This window comes from Flavobacterium panici (assembly GCF_024499525.1).
Classification (GTDB): domain Bacteria; phylum Bacteroidota; class Bacteroidia; order Flavobacteriales; family Flavobacteriaceae; genus Flavobacterium; species Flavobacterium panici.
In genome coordinates this window covers 79,908-99,111 of the sequence record NZ_CP100437.1, presented here as the reverse complement: position 1 = coordinate 99,111, position 19,204 = coordinate 79,908, and the positions used below count along the sequence as shown (strand labels likewise).

The window sequence follows — 19,204 nt, the reverse complement described above, 5'->3', positions numbered from 1 at the left end:
GCCTCTTTAGGTATCATAATTTTCACCAACATCTAAAGATGTTGGCAATTGATTTTTTTAAATGATTTCTTTATTGAAAAATATTTGAAAATAAAAAAAATATTTAATTGCCTCCAGATTTATCTGGAGGTCTCAGAATATCATATATGAAAGGCTTTAGCCAAATTCCATCAAGATATTTTAAATCCAAATTTGACTATAAATTCATCGTATTCTTCTTGAAATGTTTTCTTTTTATGATGTTCCTCTTGATTAATAATATAATCTCTCACTTTGCCAACTATAGATTCTGATACAGAAACCGCAAAATATTCATCCTGCCATTCAAATTTTTCTTTGGTCAATTGATTTTTATTAATCCAATATGAAGATTCACCTTTTAATAATTGTATTGTTTTTTGAATAGTCTGATTATTTCCTAACGAAATCAAACAATGGCAATGATCAGAATATCCATTAATATAATCAAGATATATTTCTTTTTTTAATGCATTTTCTTTTATGTGATGCCAAATTTTTTGGCGCAGATCAATCGAATTTAAAAATGGAAACCTGTTTTTTGTGCTCCAGACGCAATGAATATAAACTTTAGTAAAAGGCATGTATAATTTTTTTAATAATTTCAACTTATGGTTCAAAGATATGAACTGCAAATCAAAATTGAAAACTATTTCCTACTAACCCCAGCACTTTCAAAACTAGCCATTTCATTTAAAAAAGCCTCTGCCGACTTTAAAATAGGAAATGCAACTGCACAGCCCGTTCCTTCGCCAAGACGCAAATCTAAATTTAAAATAGGTTTAGCGCCAAGGTAATCTAATAATTTTTGATGTGCTTTTTCGGCAGAGCAATGACAGAAAACAGCATTTCTTTTAATATCAGGATTTATTTTAGAAGCAATTAAATAAGCGACAGAACAAATAAAACCATCAACCAGAATCAGCATTTTATTTTCATAAGCCGTTAACATTCCGCTTGCCATCTGCATAATTTCAAAACCGCCAAAGTAGGCGATTTGCTGTTTTAATTCGGCTTGACCGGAATAATTCCCGATTGCTTTTTTTAGAATATTTTGTTTGTTCAGCAGTTTTTGATCGTTAATTCCGGTTCCTTTTCCAACGCAGTCTTCGATAGAAAAACCAGTTAAAAGACTCATTAAAACGGATGCTGTCGAAGTATTCCCAATTCCCATTTCGCCAAAACCAATACAATTTGAACCTGTTTTAGCAATATTTTCTACAATTGATTTTCCTTTTTCAAAGCACAAATTCAATTCTGTTTCGCTCATTGCGGGAACATGCAGAAAAGATTGTGTTCTTTTTGCAATTTTGGCATTAATTAATTTTGCATTTGTTGGAAAATCATAGTTTACGCCCGAATCTACAATCGATAATTCGATATTGTTTTGTTTGCAGAAAACATTAATTGCTGCGCCGCCTTCCATAAAATTATTTACCATTTGGCGCGTAACATCTTGCGGATAATCGCTCACGCCATGATTAGCGATTCCGTGATCTGCTGCAAAAACAACAATATTCGGATTTATTATTTTAGGATTTAAAGTTTCAAAAATGCTCGCCATTTGAAAAGCCAAAGTTTCTAACGTTCCAAGTGAGCCGACGGGTTTTGTTTTTGAATCTATTTTTTCTTGTAAAAGTGTACCGAAATCAGTTTTGTTCTCAACTTTACTTGAAGGTTTTAAATCAAAATCAGAAATATTGATTTGATGAATTTCATTGATTTCTTTACAGTCTGCAGTTTCAGATTTTTGTTTCCAATGCAGTTGCTGTAACATAGGCTGATTGCCGTAATTTGTAGCGGGTTTACCAATACAGAAATAGCCAAGCGGTTCAATATCTTCTGGTAAATCAAGGATTTTTTTAAACTGATAATAATTCAAAATTGAAACCCAACCCATTCCGTAACCTTGTTCTGTGAGCGAAAGCCAAATATTCTGCGCCGCACAAACCGAACTAAATTTCACCGCTTCATTACTGCCAATAGTCCCAATCGTAAACTGATTTAAAACTGAACGATCGTAAGCAATGATAAGCCCGATTGGAGCTTCTTCAATTGCTTCGAGTTTGAGCGATCTATAAAGTTCTTTTTGTTCGGGATTATCGGTAAGTTCTTCGGCTTTTTTATTATAGTCTAAAAACAGATTTTTAATGGCACATTTAACTTCATCTGATTTAATGATATAATATCTTGTCGCATCAGTCAAACCAACAGAAGGCGCCCAATGTCCGGCCTGTAAAGCTTTTTGAATTACTTCATCAGGAACTTCATCGGTGGTAAAATGTCGGGTATCGCGACGTGATTTTAATATATCGTCTAAACTAGTCATAAATTCCAATTTTTTAAATTCCAAATTCCAATTCAGCTGAAATTTAAAATATAAGTAAAGATAAAGTATAGCCTTGGAATTTGGAATTTAAAATTTGGAATTTTCTCCTTTGATCTTTACTGGAATTCCCGAAACCATCAAAACAACTTCATCTGCATTTGAAGCCAGAAACTGATTCATCCAGCCTTGAAGTTCGGTAAATTTTCTGCCGATTTCGGTTGAAGCGTGAACGCCCATTCCAATTTCATTAGTTACAATAATTAAGGTTGCATTTTCCTGATTGGCAATTGAAAGAAATTCTTTTTTTGCTTCTTCTAAACTTAGAGTTACATCGTTTTTATTATCTACAAAAAAGTTGGTTAGCCAAAGCGTTACACAGTCGATTAAAGCAACTTTTCCGGAAAAGTCTATTTCGCTTAAATGTTTTTCTTTTTCAATATTTGTCCAGCGTTCGTCTCTTTCCAGTTGATGACGGTCAATTCGATTCTGAAAATCTGAATCCCATTTTCGGGCAGTCGCCACATATATTGGATTGTTTGAAAACTGCAAAGCCAAATTTTGGGCATAACTGCTTTTTCCTGATCGCTCGCCGCCGGTAATTAAATGTATCATTTTTTGTGTGTTTGTGTAAAATGTAAAATGCGAAATATAAAATGAATGTTTAAAATAACAACTTTTTACTTCTCACTTTTCACGAATAACTAAATTAATACGGGCAATGACGACATTTATTTCCGCAGCAGGTTCCACGTTTTAAATGAAACCAGGCTTTAAAAACCATGTTGCCATCTTCTGTATAATAGTCAATTCCCTCAATTAGTTTTTCTGTTTTGGGTAAAGATATGGCTTTATTTTTAAGGGCATTTTTAGGAGTAATAGTTTCAATATAAGCATCGATTTTATCTTCGCATGCTTCTTTAAAACAAACGGGACAAAGACAGTCTCCTCCTTCAGAAAGATTGAAAATAGGCGGGTAATCATTACACCAGCATTTATTTTCAACCGAAATGTCTCCACAGCTGAATTGAGATTCACAGCTTGAGCAAACTTTAATTTTTGTGGTATTCATGTTGCAAAGATACAAATTGTTGAATTTTGTAAGAATAAAGATAAACAAAAAAAATAGAAAATACTTTACCTTTGTTCCTTTCGAAAACGTAAAATATGAGACATTTATTCCCTAAATTGATTTTTATTTCTTCTTTTTTTATTCTCTTCGGATGTAAGAAGAACGAAACGAGCGAAGTAGCTAAAATTGAAACTGCAAAAAATAGTATCGAATATGCATCTGGACTTTCTATTGTAAAATATGATGATTATTCAGTTGTAACAGTTTCAAATCCATGGCCTAACGCAAATAAGGATTTTAAATATATTTTAAAAGAAAAAGAAGCAAAAGTTCCGGATAGTCTTCAATCTTATACTACAATTCAGGTTCCGTTAGAATCTGTTGTGGTAACATCAACAACCAATATTCCGTTTTTAGAAATGCTGGAAGTAGAAAATAAATTGGTTGGTTTTCCGCATACCGATTATATTTCATCTGAAAAAACAAGAGCCTTAATTGACAAAGGTTCTGTGAAAAACGTTGGACAAAATGAAAAATTAAATATTGAGCAATTAATAGAATTATCGCCAGATTTGATTGTAACTTTTGGAGTTGATAACAATAACCCGATGCTGGATAATTTGAAAAAAAGCGGTTTAAATGTTTTGATTCAGGGTGACTGGATGGAACAATCTCCGCTTGGAAAAGCAGAATGGATTAAACTTTACGGAGCATTATTTGGTAAAGAAGATAAAGCAAAAGAATTGTTTGATAAAATTGTTGAGAGTTATAATCAGGCCAAAAAACTGGCTGCAGAAAAAACTGCAAATTCAACCGTTTTATACGGATCAATGTATGAAGATGTTTGGTATGTTGCCAAAGGAAACAGCTGGGTTGCCGAATTTATGAAAGATGCTCACGCCAATTATTTATGGGCAGATTTAAAAGGAACAGGAAGTGAAGGTTTGTCTTTTGAAAAGGTTTTGGATAAAGCAAAAACAGCAAATGTCTGGATTGCTTCGGGTTCTTTTAAAAGTTTAGATGAATTGCAAAAAGCAAACCCGCATTATAGTGAATTTGATGCTTTTACCAATAAAAGTGTTTATAGTTTTGAAGGAAAATTGGGCGCAACCGGAGGAACGGTTTATTATGAATTAGCACCTAGCCGTCCGGATTTAGTTTTAAAAGATTACATTAAAATTTTTCATCCTGATTTAATGTCGAGCTACGAATTTACTTTTGCATCAAAACTGAATTAAATTGGCAAACAAAAAACGAAATACCATTTTATTTGTCGTTTTGGCTTTAGGTCTTTTATTGATGTTTTTTGCGAGCATTAGTTTAGGATCTGTCACGATTCCGTTAAAAGATGTTTTTACGAGTTTAACCGGAGGACATGCGACAAAATCAACCTGGGAATATATCATTATCAATTATCGTCTGCCAAAAGCCATTACCGCAGTTTTAGTGGGAACGGGACTTTCGATCAGCGGACTTTTAATGCAGACTTTATTCCGAAATCCGCTTGCAGGGCCTTATGTTTTAGGATTAAGTTCCGGAGCGAGTTTAGGTGTTGCTTTTGTGATTTTAGGTGCTGGGTTTTTACCTTCGTTTTTAAGTGTTATTGCTTTATCCTCATATGGAATTGTAATTGCTTCTACTTTTGGAAGTACGTTAGTTTTATTGTTGGTTTTAGTAGTTTCTCAAAGATTACGAGATACAATGGCCATTTTAATTGTCGGATTAATGTTCGGAAGTTTTACAACGGCAATCGTAAGTGTTTTGACTTATTTCAGTACGGCAGAACAATTGCAGAAATTTACTTTTTGGTCAATGGGAAGTCTGGGGAACCTTTCCTGGCCAACCATTGGAATTTTGACTTTCTGCGTTGGAATTGGATTGCTTTTAAGTGCTAAAAGTATAAAACCTTTAAATGCTTTATTGTTGGGAGAAAACTATGCAAAAAGTATGGGTTTGAATTTTAAAAGAGCGAGATTGATTATCATATTTGCAACGAGTATTTTATCTGGAGCGATTACAGCTTTTGCCGGACCAATTGCTTTTGTTGGATTAGCGGTTCCACATATTGCAAAGCTGACTTTTCAAACGAGTAATCATACTATTTTGTTTTGGAGTACTTTGTTTTTTGGATCGATTATAATGTTGTTTTGCGATATTGTTTCACAAATGCCGGGATTTGATGTTACGCTTCCAATAAATGCCATAACGTCTATAATTGGTGCTCCGGTTGTGATTTGGCTTTTGGTAAGAAAACGAAATTTCCAATAATTATTAGCCCACAGATTTTACTGATTAAACGGATTTTCACAGATTATTTTTAATCATTTTAATCCTTATAATCTGTGGCAAGAAAAAAACTCAGCAACTTAGTATCTTAGAACCTTAGCAACTTTAAAAAATGATAAGTATTTTAAAAACTTCAAATTTAAATATTGGATATAAATCCAAAAATGCGGTTGTGACTATTGCTGAGAATTTAAATTTGAATTTAAGTTCTGGAAAACTCATTTCTTTGATTGGAGCAAACGGAATTGGGAAATCGACTTTATTGCGCACCATTACCGGAATTCAGCATCCTTTATCTGGGAATGTATATTTGAATGATAAAAATATCTCAACATATAAACCTTTAGATTTAGCGCAGAATTTAAGTTTGGTTTTAACCGAAAAACTACCGCCAAGTAATCTTTCTGTTTTTGAGTTAGTGGCACTTGGTCGTCAGCCTTATACCAATTGGGTGGGAACTTTAACCCAAACTGATATCGATAAAGTTCAGGAAGCAATGCAGCTGACGCAAATTGAACATCTTTCTTATAAAAAGCATTATGAAATAAGCGATGGACAATTGCAAAAGGTTTTAATTGCCAGAGCTTTGGCACAAGATACGCCGCTGATTATTTTAGATGAACCAACAACACATCTTGATTTACTTCATAAAGTTTCCTTATTTAAACTTCTGAAAAAACTGACTCAGGAAACTCAAAAATGCATTTTGTTTTCAACACACGATATTGATTTGGCAATACAATTGAGCGATGAAATGATTGTCATGACGCCCGAAAATGTTGTTCAGGACGAACCCTGTAATTTAATTTCAAACGGAAGTTTTGCTGCTTTGTTCAAAGATGAGCATATTATTTTTGATGCCGAAAAAGGGAAGTTTATCGTTACCTGATTCTTTTCCTGCAAGGTTTTTCAAACCTTGTAGGTATTTGTTATTTATTGCGAGCTTTTAAAATTTATACCTACAAGGTTTGAAAAACCTTGCAGGAAGATCGAGATTACTTTTTCAATCCAATCTGTCTCTTAGCTTCTCCAACTACAAAAGCAACAGAATTCGCAATATTAAAAGAACGAATAAGCGGAGACATAGGAATCGTTAAATGATTTTCAAATCGGGCCATAAACTCTTTGCTTAAGCCAACGCTTTCTTTTCCGAAAACTAACCAATCGCCATCCTGAAATTCATTTTCTAAATACGATTTATCAGAATGAGAACTCATCAAAAATACACGGGAATGATCAGGAATTTGAGCAATCCATTCTTCAACATTTTGATATTCGGTTACATCAAGGTGAACCCAATAATCCAAGCCGGAACGTTTTAGGTTTTTATCATTAATTACAAAACCAAAAGGATGAATTAAATGCAGTCGGCTTTCAGTACCTACGCACAATCTTCCAATGTTTCCGGTATTATTTGGTATTTCTGGTTCTACAAGAACAACGTTCAGCATTTTTTTGAATTATGAGTTATAAGTTATGAGTTTTCAAAAATTATCTAATTATCAAATTGACTCATTATCTAATTTAAAATCTTTTACTTCTAAAACATCACCGGCTTTTAAGTTCTGCAAATATACATTTCCTATTCGAACGCGGACTAAACGCAATGTGGGAAAACCAATAGCCGCGGTCATTTTTCGAACCTGACGAAATTTTCCTTCGTTTACAGTAATCGAAGCCCAGGAAGTCGGCCCGTGTCGTTCGTCCCTGATTTTTTTTGCCCTTGGTCCAAAATCTGGAATTTCAGTAACAATAAAAGCAGAGCAAGGTTTTGTTTTGTATTTTCCGCCTTCAAAACCTATTTCTACACCTTTTTGCAATTGTTCAATCGCTTCGGGCGTAATTATGCCGTCAACTTGTACATAATATTCTTTGTCGACTTTTTTACTTCTTATCTGCTCGCTTACTTTACCATCGGTTGTTAGCAAAAGTAAACCTTCAGAATCTTCATCTAATCGGCCAATTGCCATTGTTCCTTCGGGAAAATCATGAAGTTCGCCCAAAAGCTTTTTCTTTCTTTTCAATTCATAAATAAATTGGCTTAAATAGCCGTAAGGTTTAAAAAGAATGAAGTGTCGGTGCATGTTTTATTTTTTGCAAAGATAGCTTTGTTCTGCAAGTATTAAAGTAAAACTGAGAACCGATTACTCGTTTTTTGCTTTCATCTTTTTCAGCCATTCATAAACAAACCAGATTACGGTGATTCCGAATACAACTAAAAGCGGTATATAATAGTTTTTGAAGAAATCATGAAAATAACTTCCAATAAAAATATAGATCGAAGCCATGCATAATTTTATCAGAATAAATTCGGCATTTGACCAGCTTGTTTTGATTTTAAGAAATTTCATAAGACTGTTTTTTAGTTCATGATTAAAGTTATGAAAAATGCTTTTTAAACTAAATGCTATGTTAAACAACTTTCTTTTAAAATTTAGAATTCGTAATATTAATATAGAAACTCAAAATAATAAGGATATGGAAACGAATAATCTAGGCTCTAAAAAGATAAATGGAGTACAAAAAGATATAGACGAAACGAAAGGAAAAAATATTTCACACGATGGAAAAGCTGATGATGCCAACCTGAAAAAAGAAGTGGTTGCAGATAAAGACGGAAACAAAGAAGTTGTAGACAGGGCGAGAAATGAAAATGAAGATATTCAAAAAGCTAAAGACGATGTAAATCCAAATAATCCAAATGCAAACCGCGGCGTTTCCTCTGATGAAGAAGCAAAAAAGACAGTCGAGAATAAAGACAGAAATTCTGATGTTGAACCAAACCGCTATCCAAATTCACATCCGGATAATCATGAAGATCGCGGCAATATGAAATTAGACGAAGATAAATAATACGGAAAATTTTCTGGAATTACGGGGTTTTAATGCCAAATAACATTTGATTATGATAAAGTCTTAATCTTATTGTAAACTCCGTTTTTGCTATGGTCAGCCGTCAATATCTTCGTAAATTACAGCTACAAAATTTAAATTTAAAGAATATGGCACTTTTAGAAAACAAAGTAGCTTTTGTCTCTGGAGGCGGTTCAGGAATTGGACGCGCAGTTGCAGAATCCTACGCTCGAGAAGGAGCAAAAGTTGTAGTTTCGGATATTAATGTTGAACACGGAGAAGAAACCGTAAAAATTATAAAAGAAAGCGGCGGAGAAGCCTTTTTTGTAAAAGGTGATTCGTCGAGTGCAAGCGATAATAAACATATGGTTGAGGTTACGGTTTCAAAATACGGCCGACTTGATATTGCCTGCAATAATGCAGGAATGGGCGGCCCGGCAAAACCAACCGGAGAATATGAACCAGATGCCTGGGATCGTGTAATTGCGCTTAATTTAAGCGGTGTTTTTTATGCCTGTCGTTATCAATTAGAGCAAATGGAAAAAGGCGGCGGCGGAAGCATTGTTAATATCGCTTCTATTCACGGACAAGTTGCCGCTCCATTAAGTCCAGCTTATACGGCTTCTAAACATGGAGTTGTAGGACTGACTAAAAATATTGCGGCAGAATATGCTCAAAAAAATATTCGTTGTAATGCCGTAGGTCCCGGTTATATTGAAACAGCATTGCTAAAAGATAATTTGAATAAGGATGTCATGAACGCCGTTGCTGCAAAAGCGCCAATGAATCGTTTAGGAACGGCTGAGGAAATTGCCGAACTGGTAACTTTTTTAAGTTCTGAAAAATCTTCTTTCACAACAGGAAGTTACATTATTGCCGATGGAGGTTATACTGCCATATAATTTTCGGCATAGATAATTTAAGAAAAAAGCTGTTCTGTTTAGAGCAGCTTTTTTATTGCAAAATAATTTAAAATAAAGTTTTTTCTTATAAAAAATAAAATACTGTTTTTGGATTTTATAATTATTAAAAATAGTGCGAAAACGCATTCTGCCTAAATCAGGAAAATTTTAGAATACCAAATTAGATTTACTGTTAATAAAATATTTATGTAAAAACTTACAATTAATTTAAGTTTTTACAATATTCCCTTAACTTTAAACAATATAACTTTGAGTTCTAAACCCCTATTTTTAAATTTATGAAAAACAGTTACTCAATTCGCCACCTCGTGGCTTTTTTAAGTTTTTTTTGTTGTTCACTTAGCCTGGTTGCGCAAACCTTTCCAACACCTCAGGATTTGCCGTATCAGCAAAATTTTTCTATTGCTCCTAGTGTTACAGCATATCCTGCTGGATTTCAAGGATGGACAGCAAGTACAGTTCCAGGATCTGCTTTTAATACAAATGCAGTATTAGTGGCAGACAGACCTTTAGTTGCAAGCAGTACTGCAGCAACTACAAGTGGTAATTTTCATAATTATGATGGTAAAATTGGTTTCTTAAATACTGGTTCATTAGACTTAACAATTGGTTTTGCTTTTGATGCAACTGGAGAAACAGCAATACAAGTGCAATATGATGCGATGACAATTCGTAATCCTTATGATGTCGCTGCAAACAGTTCACGTATAAATGAAATGGTTTTGCAATATAGAGTAGGTACAAGTGCGCCTTTTATTTCATTATTATCAACTGCTTATGTAAATAATGATGTAAAACAGACCACTGCCATTACAACGCCTCAAAACTCGAAAACCATAAAAGTAACTTTGCCTGCAGAATGTGATAATCAGCCAATAGTTCAAATTAGATGGATTTCAAGACAAGTTTCAGGATCAGGCTCGCGTCCTTCATTTGCAATTGATAATATCGATATTAAAAGCGATGTTGCAGCTCCGGTAAATGCATCAGGATATCCAAAAGCAGATAACATTTTAGCACAAAGCTTTGATTTCATTAATAAACTAGACGAACCGGCAAAAACGTATTATGTATTATTGCCGGGCGGAAGTGCAGAACCTACAATTGCTCAAATAAAAGCAGGGCAAGATGCTGCAGGAACAGCAGCTTTACAATCTGGATTTTTAGATATTACAAATGCATCTCAGGAATATGTAAAAAGTTTTACAGGATTAAGTTTAAGTACGGCATATTCTGTTTTTTCAATTTCCGAAGATCCTTATGGAAATGTTCAGTCTACAGTAAATAGAATTGATGCCGCAACTTCAAGCGTTGCGCTTCCTAATTTAGTTCCTTCGGTTGTTTCTTTAAATTTAGGTTTTTCTGAAGCAAATTTTGATTCAGATGTTTTCTCATACCAGCTTCAAGGTTTAAACCTTACTGATGATGTTGTTTTAACTTCAACAGCAAATTTTACAATTTCTAAAGATAACATCACTTTTGCATCGACATTAACATTTGCGGCTGCTGATTTTGCTTCAAATGCCACTCCAACAGTGTATGTAAAGTTTACACCAAATGCAATCAACAGTTTTACCGGCGAGATAACGCATGAATCAAATGGCGCTGCAACAAAAATTGTTACACTGACAGGAGTAGGAATTAATCCGTATATACAAGGATTTAATGATCCTAATGTTTTATCTAACAGCGGATGGACACAATATAACGTTGCCGGAACCATAAACAAATGGTCTCCAACAACGGTTGCAAGAAATGTAAATTCAGGAACTGGAGCCGTTTTAGTGAACGGATTTTCAGATACCGGAGCAAGTAAAGACTGGTTGATTTCGCCAAAATTACATTTAGATACCTTTACTCATTTTGCATTATTATCTTTTTACTCTCGTAAATTTTATGCAGGTCCGGGTTTAAAATTAATGGTTTCTACAGATTATGATGGAAAAAGCAATCCGGAAACGGCAACCTGGGCAGAAATAGATGGTAAATTCCCAACCGTAACCGGAACGTATACACAATCACAATATATTGATTTAAGCGGTTTTAAAACAAGCAGCACATATGTTGCATGGGTTTATGAAACTACAGCTGGAGGAAATAACTTCGCAGCCGAATGGTCATTAGATGATGTTGCAATTACCAATGAAACAGGTTATGTAAATGCAAATCCTGTTCTTGATTTTGGAGATGTTGCACAAAATACAATTTCGGCAAGCCAGTCTTTTATTTTTAAAGCCGAAGGTTATGGAGACATTACAATTACAGCTCCGGCAGATTATCAAGTATCATTAGATAATATTACATTCCAGTCAAGCGTAATTGTCGAAGCTACAGAAGCTGCAAATGGTAAAACAATCTATGCAAGATTTACACCTTCATCAAAACAATTAATAATTTCCGGGCCATTAACAGTAACGGGAACTGGATTAAACAAACAAATTGGTTTATTGACAGGTTCTTCTTTACCAAAAGCAGATACATTTGATGTGGTAACCTATAATTTAGAATTTTTTGGTACAGATGTAAAAGGAACTGACGGAGTAGAATTTGGTCCAACAGATGATGCCTTGCAAATTGATAATGTAGCCAAAGTAATGAACAAACTAAATGCGGACGTTTATGTAGTTCAGGAAGTTTCTGATGATCCGTCGATTGATGTTTTAATTCAAAAAATAAACATTAACGGAAAAACATTCGATAAAACAACTTCGACATCATGGTCGTATTCTTTTGACGCACCAGATCCTAATTTCCCGCCGCAAAAACTTGTTGTACTTTATAACACGCAGACAACTTCTGTAAAAAAGACTCGTGTTATGTTTAAAGAGTTTTATGACGAAGTTCGTGCCGGAACAAAAACGTTACCGAATTATCCTGGCGGAAATGGTTCAAGTTTTTTCTCATCAGGACGTTTGCCGTATTTGGTAACAATCGAAACCAATATGGGCGGATTTACAAAAGAAATCAATCTGGTAGATCTTCACGCACGTGCCAACAGCGGAAGCGATATTTCACGTTACAACATGCGTAAATACGATGCTCAGGTTTTAAAAGACAGTTTAGATGCGCATTATTCAAATTCTAATTTAATTATTTTAGGAGATTACAATGATGATGTAAAAGCATCGGTTATTACGCCAAATCCTTCTTCTTACGAAAGTTTTGTTACAGATACGAATAACTACAATGCACTTACTTTAGGAATCAGCCAGGCTGGCGCTTACAGTTTTTTAAGTTCAGGCGGATTTCTGGATCACATTATAATTTCTAATGAATTAAGTGATGAATATATTCCAAATTCCATTGCAGTTTATGACCCGCGTAATGATATCGCAAGTTATACCACAACAACATCAGATCACGGACCTGTAATTGCTCGTTTTGAATTAAAAGAAGATGTTTTATCAACTCCTGATTTTGGAACTAAAAACGGATTTTTTGTAAAAGCATATCCAAATCCTGCTGTTGATGATTTAAATTTTGCAGTAAAAACAAGCGAAAACAGAAATCTAAAACTAAGACTTTACGATATAAACGGTCGTGTGTTAGGAAATCCTATTGAAATTAAAAGCAGTCAGGAACTTTCAAACACCGTAATGTCAGTTCGTAATTTATATCCGGGACTTTACATTTATACTTTATCAGAAAACAATAAAGTGATTTATAAAGAAAAAATCCTGAAAAAATAAGCTAAAGATTAATTCATTAAAATTATTTTTGTTTTTAATAAATTAGTCTTTTACAATTTTGAAATAGATTGGCTTATCATTCCGTCGGAATGTTTCGTTGGTAGAAAAAAACAATAGCAAGTAGTGTTTACGTTCCGTAGGAACGTTTGATATGATATTGAAAAAAATGATAACAAAATGAAACGTTCCTACGGAACGTAAATTATATGGTAATAATATATTTTCTACCAATGAAATGTTCCTACGGAACAAAAACATACATAAAAAACAAAAAGGCAGTTCAATTCGAACTGCCTTTTTGTTTTTATCTATTTGCCAAGTAAAAACTTAGCACGATTTATATCTGTTTGATCAGAAATGGGTAAAAAATAATCCAATTGCCATTGTTGCGTTTTTTGAGCCTGTTTGCTTGTTGTTTCATCCCAAGGCGGATAAACTCTTGTGGCTCTTATTCCTTCTTTTACAGTTGTTGTAAAAATTCCTTTTTTGAGTAAAACCTCTTTCGGAAAAATAAACTGCCCTAAAAGATTTTCTTTTTGAACACTTACAATTACAAAATCTATTGCATCAGAATAATCAAAAGGTTCGATAATTCCGGCTTTATTTCGTTTCCATAAAGTTACAAACTGACCTGTTTTGGTTGGCGTAATTTTAGCCGATCTAAATTTAATCTGGCTTTCGCCGATTTTAAAATCGAAAGCGTCATATTCCTGACTTTCCTTTTCGGGTTGAGGTTCAGAACATTCGAAATTGCAAATATCATAAATCAGTTCTTTTGCAATTTGTAAATTCTTTGGAACAAATTTTAGATCATTCCAGTTATTTTTAAAAGTCATTAATTGTTTTGTTTTCCCTGCAAAATACAATAAATCAAACATTAATTCAATAAAAAAGGCAGTTCAAATGAACCGCCTTTTTGTTATATCTATTGAAATTAAAAACAATAAACTATAGATATTAAAAGTTAACATTCAACCCAAAATTCAATCCCCATTGAAATTGATTAAAAGATTGATTGCTTAAAGGATTTGCATAATAATTAACAGCAGGTTCAACAAAAACGTTTGTTTTTTTATAAACCCTATATTGTACCGTACTGCTCAAAGTTGTACCATAAACATAATCGTTTGCATTTACGTTTTCGCCCATAGAATTTCCATCAATGGCAACACTGTTCGAAATCAGTTTACCAATAAATCCGCCTGTGTTTAGATTTATGTTTGTTCTCTTTTTATTAAAAACAGAATACGAAACTTCTAAAGGCATTTCGATGTAACGAAGATTTTGGCTCAGATTTCCAGTTTCAATATTATCGCTTTGCAGCACATCTTTTGTAGTATTTGAAACTAAAACATAACGTGTATCACTTGCAATTTGTGGAACGCTTTCATTTTTTACAAAATAATCGCTTGAGCTGAAAAGAGCTTGGTTTCTTGTGCTTAAATAGGAAACATTTGCCACACTTTGCCCCAGTTCATTGATTTTAAAGCCAGAAGCAACGGCCCATTTTTTATTGATTTTATACTGTGTTTTTACACCGTACGAATTACTTTGTTTAGAATCGTTTACGTTTCCTAAAGTTTTATTGTTTTTATAATTTTCAGAATTGGCAACACCTGCAAAAAGCTGTAAAGCCCATTTTTCTGATTTAGATAATGTTTTGTCTTCTTTTTTCTTTTTCTCTGCTTCCGGAGTAACAGCAGCAATTCCTTTTTCTAAATTTTGAAGTTCAGCTAACTGTACAGAATCTTTTTTACTCAAAACATTTGAATTACTAAAAGCAGTACTGTTTTTTGAATTACCATTTTGAACACTTGCAATACTTTTGTCAGCAGTCGTTTTTTGAATACTTTCTTTATTCAACGAAGGACTTAAAGCATTTGGATTTCTCTTTGCTGCAGAATTTGAAGCATTAACTGCAAGTGCATTTTTATTTTTTGAAGACGAAAGATCCTCAAAAATTGAATTCGGTAATTGATTCCCTGAAACAGCATTAAAATTATTTGTTTTTGCCGGAGCAAATTTCTTCTCTGCTAAAACCTTATCAGCATTTCTTTTTTCAATGTCTGACTGACTTTTCGAACCGTAATTAAAAGAATCCGATTTGTTTGGGGCAAATGATTTTTCGGCAACAGCATTGTTTAAATTCTCTTTTTTAGTGGTCGAAAGTTGACTTTTAGATGCCGCATTAAATCCATTTTCTCCAGCTGAAACAAATGTTTTTTCGGCGACAGCGCGATTTATATTTTCTTTTTTATTGGTAGAAATTTGACTTTTAGAATCTGCATTTAACCCATTTTCTCTCGCTGGAACAAATGATTTTTCGGCTACGGCATTATTTCTTTCGACATTTACTTTTGGTTCAAAGCTGTTATTATTTGTTTTGTTTTGAGAACCTGTTTGAGCTTTAACTGTTTTTGAATTTTGATTTAATTGATTTTGGTCTGATTGATTAGTTGTTTTTTCTGATGACGAAACCCGATTATTATTCGATTCTTTTTCAAGGATATTTTCTTTATTTTCAATACTTCTGGTTTTATCTGTATCCTTATTTTCCTGATCCAGAACCACATTATTATTTTCAATAGAATTGTTCTGTATTGTTTTAATTCCCGAATTATCAGAACTAAAATGCAATACAGACGGGAGCAGTAAACCTAATAATAAGCATGCAGCCGCAGACCACCAAAGAATTGCTCTTTTCTTCTTTTTAGGTTTGTCGAGTTTTTCTTCAATCTGACCCCACAATTCAGGAGGCGGAACACTCGAGAAGTCTTCCATTGATGAAAAAATATCTTCTATTTTTTGCTTCTTCATGCTATCTTAAAATTTTTTTTTATGCTCAGTATTCTTTTTTGCAAAATATGTTTAGCTCTATTTAAATTTGATTTTGATGTTCCTTCAGAGATTTTTAGTAATTCGGCAATCTCTTTGTGTTTCATCTTTTCAAAAACATAGAGGTTAAAAACTGTTCGATATTGATCCGGTAAATCCCTAATATATTCTAACAGTTTTTCTTGTTCTATTGGGATAATGTCCAGTTCCTCTTCTTCTACAAAATCAGTATCGGGATCAAAAACATCCAGAAAGAAACTCTCTTTTTTCTTCTTATTTAAAGTCTCAATCAGCTTATTAATGAAAATTCGTTTTAGCCAGCCTTCAAAACTTCCTTCAAATTTATATTGGCTGATTTTTTGAAAAACAATAACAAATGCTTCCTGGAAAACATCCTTGGCATCGTCTTCATTTTTCATATACTTAAGGCAAATACCGTATAAAACAGGAGAGAACAACTGATATATTTTCAGTTGTCCTCCTCTGTCATTTTTCATGCAAAGCTTAATATATTTCTCTAAATCGTCTTTCAAAAAATGGATTAATTTGGTTTTGCAAAAATAGTTCTTAAAAGCTTACAAAACTACATTTTGTAAATAGTTAGAACTAGTGGTATTTTGTGTTAGTTTTTGATTATCAAGTATATCTGTATCTTTTGTTGGGTAGCAAAAGATACAGATGTTACTTAATGAGTATTATTTTAAGCTGTTGATTTTTGCCTTAAGCGCCATTCTGAAAGCTTTTATTTCACTGCTCATATCCGGAGTATCATTATTGTCAATAGTAATTTTAGTTACTGTAATTCCCTGACGAAGCTCAAAATAAACGCCGCCCTGAGCACCTGGTGTACCATAGGTTTTTGTCTGGCCTTTAATTGCTGTAATTTCTGTAGGGATAGTTTTTGACAATGTAGTATATTCACTTCTTACCGTTTTAGCATTGTATTTATATTGCTCAAACTCGTAGTTTCCGGTAGTTACACCAAGGAATTTTAAAATATTGTAATCATTGATCTGAAAAAAGTCATTTGTAGTTCCAAAACTTCCAATTACGATATTATCAGGACTTTCGTTAGTTCTGTTAAACAAAATTGCTTTTGCTGTTTTTGGGATCAAAATAAAATCTGTTGGATAAGTTGGAGTCTGCGTTAAAGTTTCTCCCGTTTGAGGTCCTTTTTCGTAGAAATTAACAATGATTTCGCAGTTATTTTGTACAATAGAAGTAATTTTTATAGCATAACCATTTGTAGGTTTTACACCTGCAAAAAGTGCAATCATATAGTTATCACTAAAATTAATGTTTGGATCGCTTGCAACTGTACAGGTATTTGCATGTTTTGTAAAATAAGCGTCCATTTTTTCCTGCGAAGTTATAATAAGGGCACTTGGATTATTAGGTAAAGTTTTTACACTATAATTACATAAAACAGGGAAGCCCGAAAAAGGTAAATCTACATTAGTTCCACAGTCAACATTCAGGTCGTCATTACTAAGAGAGCAGGCGCTAAATCCAAAAGCGATAAATAAGCTCAACATTAATTTTTTCATGATTATTTTTTAATAGGTTATATAATGTAGATGGAGCTGCTTTAAAATGGTTGCGTGAAAAATTATTTTTTTAAAGTATTTCCGTAAATCTTATTTAGATTGTTTGTTTAATTTAGACCCCATACTAATTCGTGATATTTTAATTTTTAAAACCACGAACTACGTATTATTGCGTACTTTTACTTAAAATTAACTTAGATATGTTAGAATTTCTTCCACTTTTATTGGCTTTTGTAATTGCTTTGTTTCTGGGGATATACTTAGGAAAAATGTTGTTTTCTGCTAAATTTCAGGCAGAAAAAGTAAGTTTAGAAGAAAGACTTACTGCAAATGCAAATCAGTTTCAATTACAGAAAGAACAATTTGAAACAGAAAGAAATAATTTTCAGAAGCAACTTCATTTAATTAATTCTGAAAAAGAAAGTATCCGAACAGAAAAAGACAGTCTGGCCATTCAGCTTTCTAAAAAAGAAGTTGATTTTGAGAATCTTTGGGAACGCCATAAAGAACAGAAAAGTGAAATAAACGAACTTCAGGAAAAATTCACCAAAGAATTTGAAAACCTCGCGAACAAAATTCTTGAAGAAAAATCGGCAAAATTTACAGAACAGAATAGTGAAAACATGAAAAATATCCTGCTGCCGCTTCAGGATAAAATTCATGTATTTGAACAAAAAGTAGATCAAACGCATAAGGAAAGTATTGATTATCACGCAGCATTGCGCCAGCAGATTATTGGTTTAAGCGAAATGAACGCTCAAATGAGCAAAGAAACCCTAAACCTGACCAAAGCGTTAAAAGGTGACAGTAAAATGCAGGGAAACTGGGGCGAACTTGTTTTAGAACGTGTTCTCGAAAAATCCGGTTTAGAAAAAGGAAGAGAATATGAAGTACAGCAAAGTTTTGTAAATGCCGAAGGAAACCGTGTTTTTCCAGATGTTGTGATCAATCTTCCGGATGGTAAGAAAATGATTGTCGATTCTAAAGTTTCTCTTGTTGCTTATGAAAAATGGGTAAACGAAGAATCTGATTTACTAAAAGCAGACTGGCTTAGAGAACATGTTTCGTCTATTAAACGCCACGTTGAACAACTTGGAAATAAAAACTATCATGATTTATATCAAATAGAAAGCCCGGATTTTGTTTTGCTTTTTATCCCGATAGAACCCGCTTTTGCGATTGCGCTCAACGAGGATTCTACGTTATACAATAAAGCCTTCGACAGAAATATTGTAATTGTTACGCCAAGTACATTATTAGCAACGCTGCGCACGATAGATAGTATGTGGGCAAATCAAAAACAGCAGGAAAATGCTTTTGAAATTGCCAGACAAGCCGGAGCTTTATACGATAAATTTGAAGGTTTTGTTACCGATTTAGTTAGAATTGGAAATAAAATAAAAGACACTAAAACTGAATACGAAAACGCCATGAATAAGCTTGTTGACGGAAAAGGAAATTTGATTTCGAGTGTAGAAAGATTAAAAAAAATGGGCGCAAAAGCCAAGAAATCACTTCCGGAAAATATCATCAACAGAGCGTTGAATACGGATGAAACCGAATTATTGAATCAAGAAAATATTTAAGCACATAGAAACATAGATTTTACTTTTGTGTGAAAGGATGAAAAAGAAACTAGTTTCTAACACATAGTC

Annotated in this window: 18 protein-coding genes; 7 read left to right on the top strand and 11 right to left on the bottom strand. The window is 33.4% G+C overall.

The features are described 5' to 3' along the window. Nucleotides 1–170: 170 nt before the first annotated feature. The 4 genes from NLJ00_RS00490 to NLJ00_RS00475 all read right to left on the bottom strand — a co-directional run bounded on the left by NLJ00_RS00490 (nucleotide 171) and on the right by NLJ00_RS00475 (nucleotide 3,416). A complete protein-coding gene (locus NLJ00_RS00490) occupies nucleotides 171–602 on the bottom strand; it encodes a transposase (RefSeq protein ID WP_256635885.1) in 432 nt (143 codons plus the stop codon). A gap of 65 nt (nucleotides 603–667) precedes the next feature. After that, nucleotides 668–2,347, bottom strand: coding sequence for a nicotinate-nucleotide--dimethylbenzimidazole phosphoribosyltransferase (gene cobT, locus NLJ00_RS00485; protein ID WP_256635884.1), 1,680 nt, complete (start codon nucleotides 2,345–2,347; stop codon nucleotides 668–670). Between the two features lie 87 nt (nucleotides 2,348–2,434). Beyond that, on the bottom strand, nucleotides 2,435–2,959 hold the full coding sequence (gene cobU / locus NLJ00_RS00480) for a bifunctional adenosylcobinamide kinase/adenosylcobinamide-phosphate guanylyltransferase (RefSeq protein WP_256635883.1): 525 nt from the start codon (nucleotides 2,957–2,959) through the stop codon (nucleotides 2,435–2,437). 94 nt (nucleotides 2,960–3,053) lie between these two features. After that, nucleotides 3,054–3,416 (bottom strand): DUF5522 domain-containing protein, encoded by a 363-nt coding sequence (locus NLJ00_RS00475; RefSeq protein WP_053474313.1) that lies wholly within the window; start codon nucleotides 3,414–3,416, stop codon nucleotides 3,054–3,056. Between the two features lie 95 nt (nucleotides 3,417–3,511). Between NLJ00_RS00475 and NLJ00_RS00470 the strand changes: the two genes are divergently transcribed. The 3 genes from NLJ00_RS00470 to NLJ00_RS00460 all read left to right on the top strand — a co-directional run bounded on the left by NLJ00_RS00470 (nucleotide 3,512) and on the right by NLJ00_RS00460 (nucleotide 6,591). Continuing rightward, complete coding sequence (locus NLJ00_RS00470) at nucleotides 3,512–4,654, top strand: ABC transporter substrate-binding protein (protein WP_256635882.1); 1,143 nt, start codon at nucleotides 3,512–3,514, stop codon at nucleotides 4,652–4,654. Nucleotide 4,655: 1 nt separating this feature from the next. Continuing rightward, on the top strand, nucleotides 4,656–5,684 hold the full coding sequence (locus NLJ00_RS00465; RefSeq protein WP_408611600.1) for a FecCD family ABC transporter permease: 1,029 nt from the start codon (nucleotides 4,656–4,658) through the stop codon (nucleotides 5,682–5,684). Nucleotides 5,685–5,814: 130 nt separating this feature from the next. Further along, the gene (locus NLJ00_RS00460) at nucleotides 5,815–6,591 is read left to right on the top strand and encodes an ABC transporter ATP-binding protein (protein ID WP_256635881.1); all 777 of its coding nucleotides are present in this window, start codon (nucleotides 5,815–5,817) and stop codon (nucleotides 6,589–6,591) included. A 106-nt stretch (nucleotides 6,592–6,697) separates the two neighbouring features. Here the strand turns inward: NLJ00_RS00460 and NLJ00_RS00455 are convergent, their stop codons facing one another. From NLJ00_RS00455 to NLJ00_RS00445, 3 genes are read right to left on the bottom strand one after another with little or no spacing between them, the layout of a single operon-like run. Continuing rightward, nucleotides 6,698–7,153: a tRNA (cytidine(34)-2'-O)-methyltransferase gene (locus NLJ00_RS00455; RefSeq protein WP_053474310.1), complete on the bottom strand. Its 456-nt coding sequence runs from the start codon at nucleotides 7,151–7,153 to the stop codon at nucleotides 6,698–6,700. A 51-nt stretch (nucleotides 7,154–7,204) separates the two neighbouring features. Further along, nucleotides 7,205–7,786 carry a pseudouridine synthase gene (locus tag NLJ00_RS00450; RefSeq protein ID WP_256635880.1) on the bottom strand — a complete coding sequence of 194 codons (582 nt, stop codon included), beginning with the start codon at nucleotides 7,784–7,786 and terminating at the stop codon, nucleotides 7,205–7,207. A gap of 60 nt (nucleotides 7,787–7,846) precedes the next feature. Continuing rightward, nucleotides 7,847–8,053, bottom strand: a complete 207-nt coding sequence (locus tag NLJ00_RS00445) for a hypothetical protein (protein WP_053474308.1) — start codon at nucleotides 8,051–8,053, stop codon at nucleotides 7,847–7,849. A gap of 58 nt (nucleotides 8,054–8,111) precedes the next feature. Between NLJ00_RS00445 and NLJ00_RS00440 the strand changes: the two genes are divergently transcribed. The 3 genes from NLJ00_RS00440 (at nucleotide 8,112) to NLJ00_RS00430 (ending at nucleotide 13,167) form a co-directional block, all read left to right on the top strand. Further along, nucleotides 8,112–8,555 (top strand): hypothetical protein, encoded by a 444-nt coding sequence (locus NLJ00_RS00440; protein WP_256635879.1) that lies wholly within the window; start codon nucleotides 8,112–8,114, stop codon nucleotides 8,553–8,555. 149 nt (nucleotides 8,556–8,704) lie between these two features. Next, entirely contained in the window at nucleotides 8,705–9,457 is a 753-nt protein-coding gene (locus tag NLJ00_RS00435; protein ID WP_256635878.1) for an SDR family NAD(P)-dependent oxidoreductase, read from the top strand. Nucleotides 9,458–9,756: 299 nt separating this feature from the next. Continuing rightward, entirely contained in the window at nucleotides 9,757–13,167 is a 3,411-nt protein-coding gene (locus NLJ00_RS00430; protein WP_256635877.1) for a T9SS-dependent choice-of-anchor J family protein, read from the top strand. A 308-nt stretch (nucleotides 13,168–13,475) separates the two neighbouring features. Here NLJ00_RS00430 and NLJ00_RS00425 read toward each other — a convergent pair whose 3' ends face one another. The 4 genes from NLJ00_RS00425 to NLJ00_RS00410 all read right to left on the bottom strand — a co-directional run bounded on the left by NLJ00_RS00425 (nucleotide 13,476) and on the right by NLJ00_RS00410 (nucleotide 17,549). After that, nucleotides 13,476–14,003, bottom strand: a complete 528-nt coding sequence (locus tag NLJ00_RS00425) for a MepB family protein (RefSeq protein WP_256635876.1) — start codon at nucleotides 14,001–14,003, stop codon at nucleotides 13,476–13,478. 121 nt (nucleotides 14,004–14,124) lie between these two features. Further along, the gene (locus NLJ00_RS00420; protein ID WP_256635875.1) at nucleotides 14,125–15,984 is read right to left on the bottom strand and encodes a hypothetical protein; all 1,860 of its coding nucleotides are present in this window, start codon (nucleotides 15,982–15,984) and stop codon (nucleotides 14,125–14,127) included. Then, nucleotides 15,981–16,535 (bottom strand): RNA polymerase sigma factor, encoded by a 555-nt coding sequence (locus NLJ00_RS00415; protein WP_053474305.1) that lies wholly within the window; start codon nucleotides 16,533–16,535, stop codon nucleotides 15,981–15,983. Before NLJ00_RS00415 ends, NLJ00_RS00420 begins: the two co-directional genes overlap by 4 nt. A gap of 162 nt (nucleotides 16,536–16,697) precedes the next feature. Continuing rightward, the gene (locus tag NLJ00_RS00410; RefSeq protein ID WP_053474304.1) at nucleotides 16,698–17,549 is read right to left on the bottom strand and encodes a protease complex subunit PrcB family protein; all 852 of its coding nucleotides are present in this window, start codon (nucleotides 17,547–17,549) and stop codon (nucleotides 16,698–16,700) included. A gap of 200 nt (nucleotides 17,550–17,749) precedes the next feature. Between NLJ00_RS00410 and rmuC the strand changes: the two genes are divergently transcribed. Then, nucleotides 17,750–19,135 carry a DNA recombination protein RmuC gene (gene rmuC, locus NLJ00_RS00405; RefSeq protein WP_256635874.1) on the top strand — a complete coding sequence of 462 codons (1,386 nt, stop codon included), beginning with the start codon at nucleotides 17,750–17,752 and terminating at the stop codon, nucleotides 19,133–19,135. Nucleotides 19,136–19,204: the final 69 nt, after the last annotated feature.

Excerpts from the sequence above, each read along its gene's own strand:
- NLJ00_RS00490 (WP_256635885.1), bottom strand. The coding sequence starts at position 602 with ATGCCTTTTACTAAAGTTTATATTCATTGCGTCTGGAGCACAAAAAAC.
- cobT (WP_256635884.1), bottom strand. The coding sequence starts at position 2,347 with ATGACTAGTTTAGACGATATATTAAAATCACGTCGCGATACCCGACAT.
- cobU (WP_256635883.1), bottom strand. The coding sequence starts at position 2,959 with ATGATACATTTAATTACCGGCGGCGAGCGATCAGGAAAAAGCAGTTAT.
- NLJ00_RS00475 (WP_053474313.1), bottom strand. The coding sequence starts at position 3,416 with ATGAATACCACAAAAATTAAAGTTTGCTCAAGCTGTGAATCTCAATTC.
- NLJ00_RS00470 (WP_256635882.1), top strand. The coding sequence starts at position 3,512 with ATGAGACATTTATTCCCTAAATTGATTTTTATTTCTTCTTTTTTTATT.
- NLJ00_RS00460 (WP_256635881.1), top strand. The coding sequence starts at position 5,815 with ATGATAAGTATTTTAAAAACTTCAAATTTAAATATTGGATATAAATCC.
- NLJ00_RS00455 (WP_053474310.1), bottom strand. The coding sequence starts at position 7,153 with ATGCTGAACGTTGTTCTTGTAGAACCAGAAATACCAAATAATACCGGA.
- NLJ00_RS00450 (WP_256635880.1), bottom strand. The coding sequence starts at position 7,786 with ATGCACCGACACTTCATTCTTTTTAAACCTTACGGCTATTTAAGCCAA.
- NLJ00_RS00445 (WP_053474308.1), bottom strand. The coding sequence starts at position 8,053 with ATGAAATTTCTTAAAATCAAAACAAGCTGGTCAAATGCCGAATTTATT.
- NLJ00_RS00440 (WP_256635879.1), top strand. The coding sequence starts at position 8,112 with ATGTTAAACAACTTTCTTTTAAAATTTAGAATTCGTAATATTAATATA.
- NLJ00_RS00435 (WP_256635878.1), top strand. The coding sequence starts at position 8,705 with ATGGCACTTTTAGAAAACAAAGTAGCTTTTGTCTCTGGAGGCGGTTCA.
- NLJ00_RS00430 (WP_256635877.1), top strand. The coding sequence starts at position 9,757 with ATGAAAAACAGTTACTCAATTCGCCACCTCGTGGCTTTTTTAAGTTTT.
- NLJ00_RS00425 (WP_256635876.1), bottom strand. The coding sequence starts at position 14,003 with ATGACTTTTAAAAATAACTGGAATGATCTAAAATTTGTTCCAAAGAAT.
- NLJ00_RS00420 (WP_256635875.1), bottom strand. The coding sequence starts at position 15,984 with ATGAAGAAGCAAAAAATAGAAGATATTTTTTCATCAATGGAAGACTTC.
- NLJ00_RS00410 (WP_053474304.1), bottom strand. The coding sequence starts at position 17,549 with ATGAAAAAATTAATGTTGAGCTTATTTATCGCTTTTGGATTTAGCGCC.
- rmuC (WP_256635874.1), top strand. The coding sequence starts at position 17,750 with ATGTTAGAATTTCTTCCACTTTTATTGGCTTTTGTAATTGCTTTGTTT.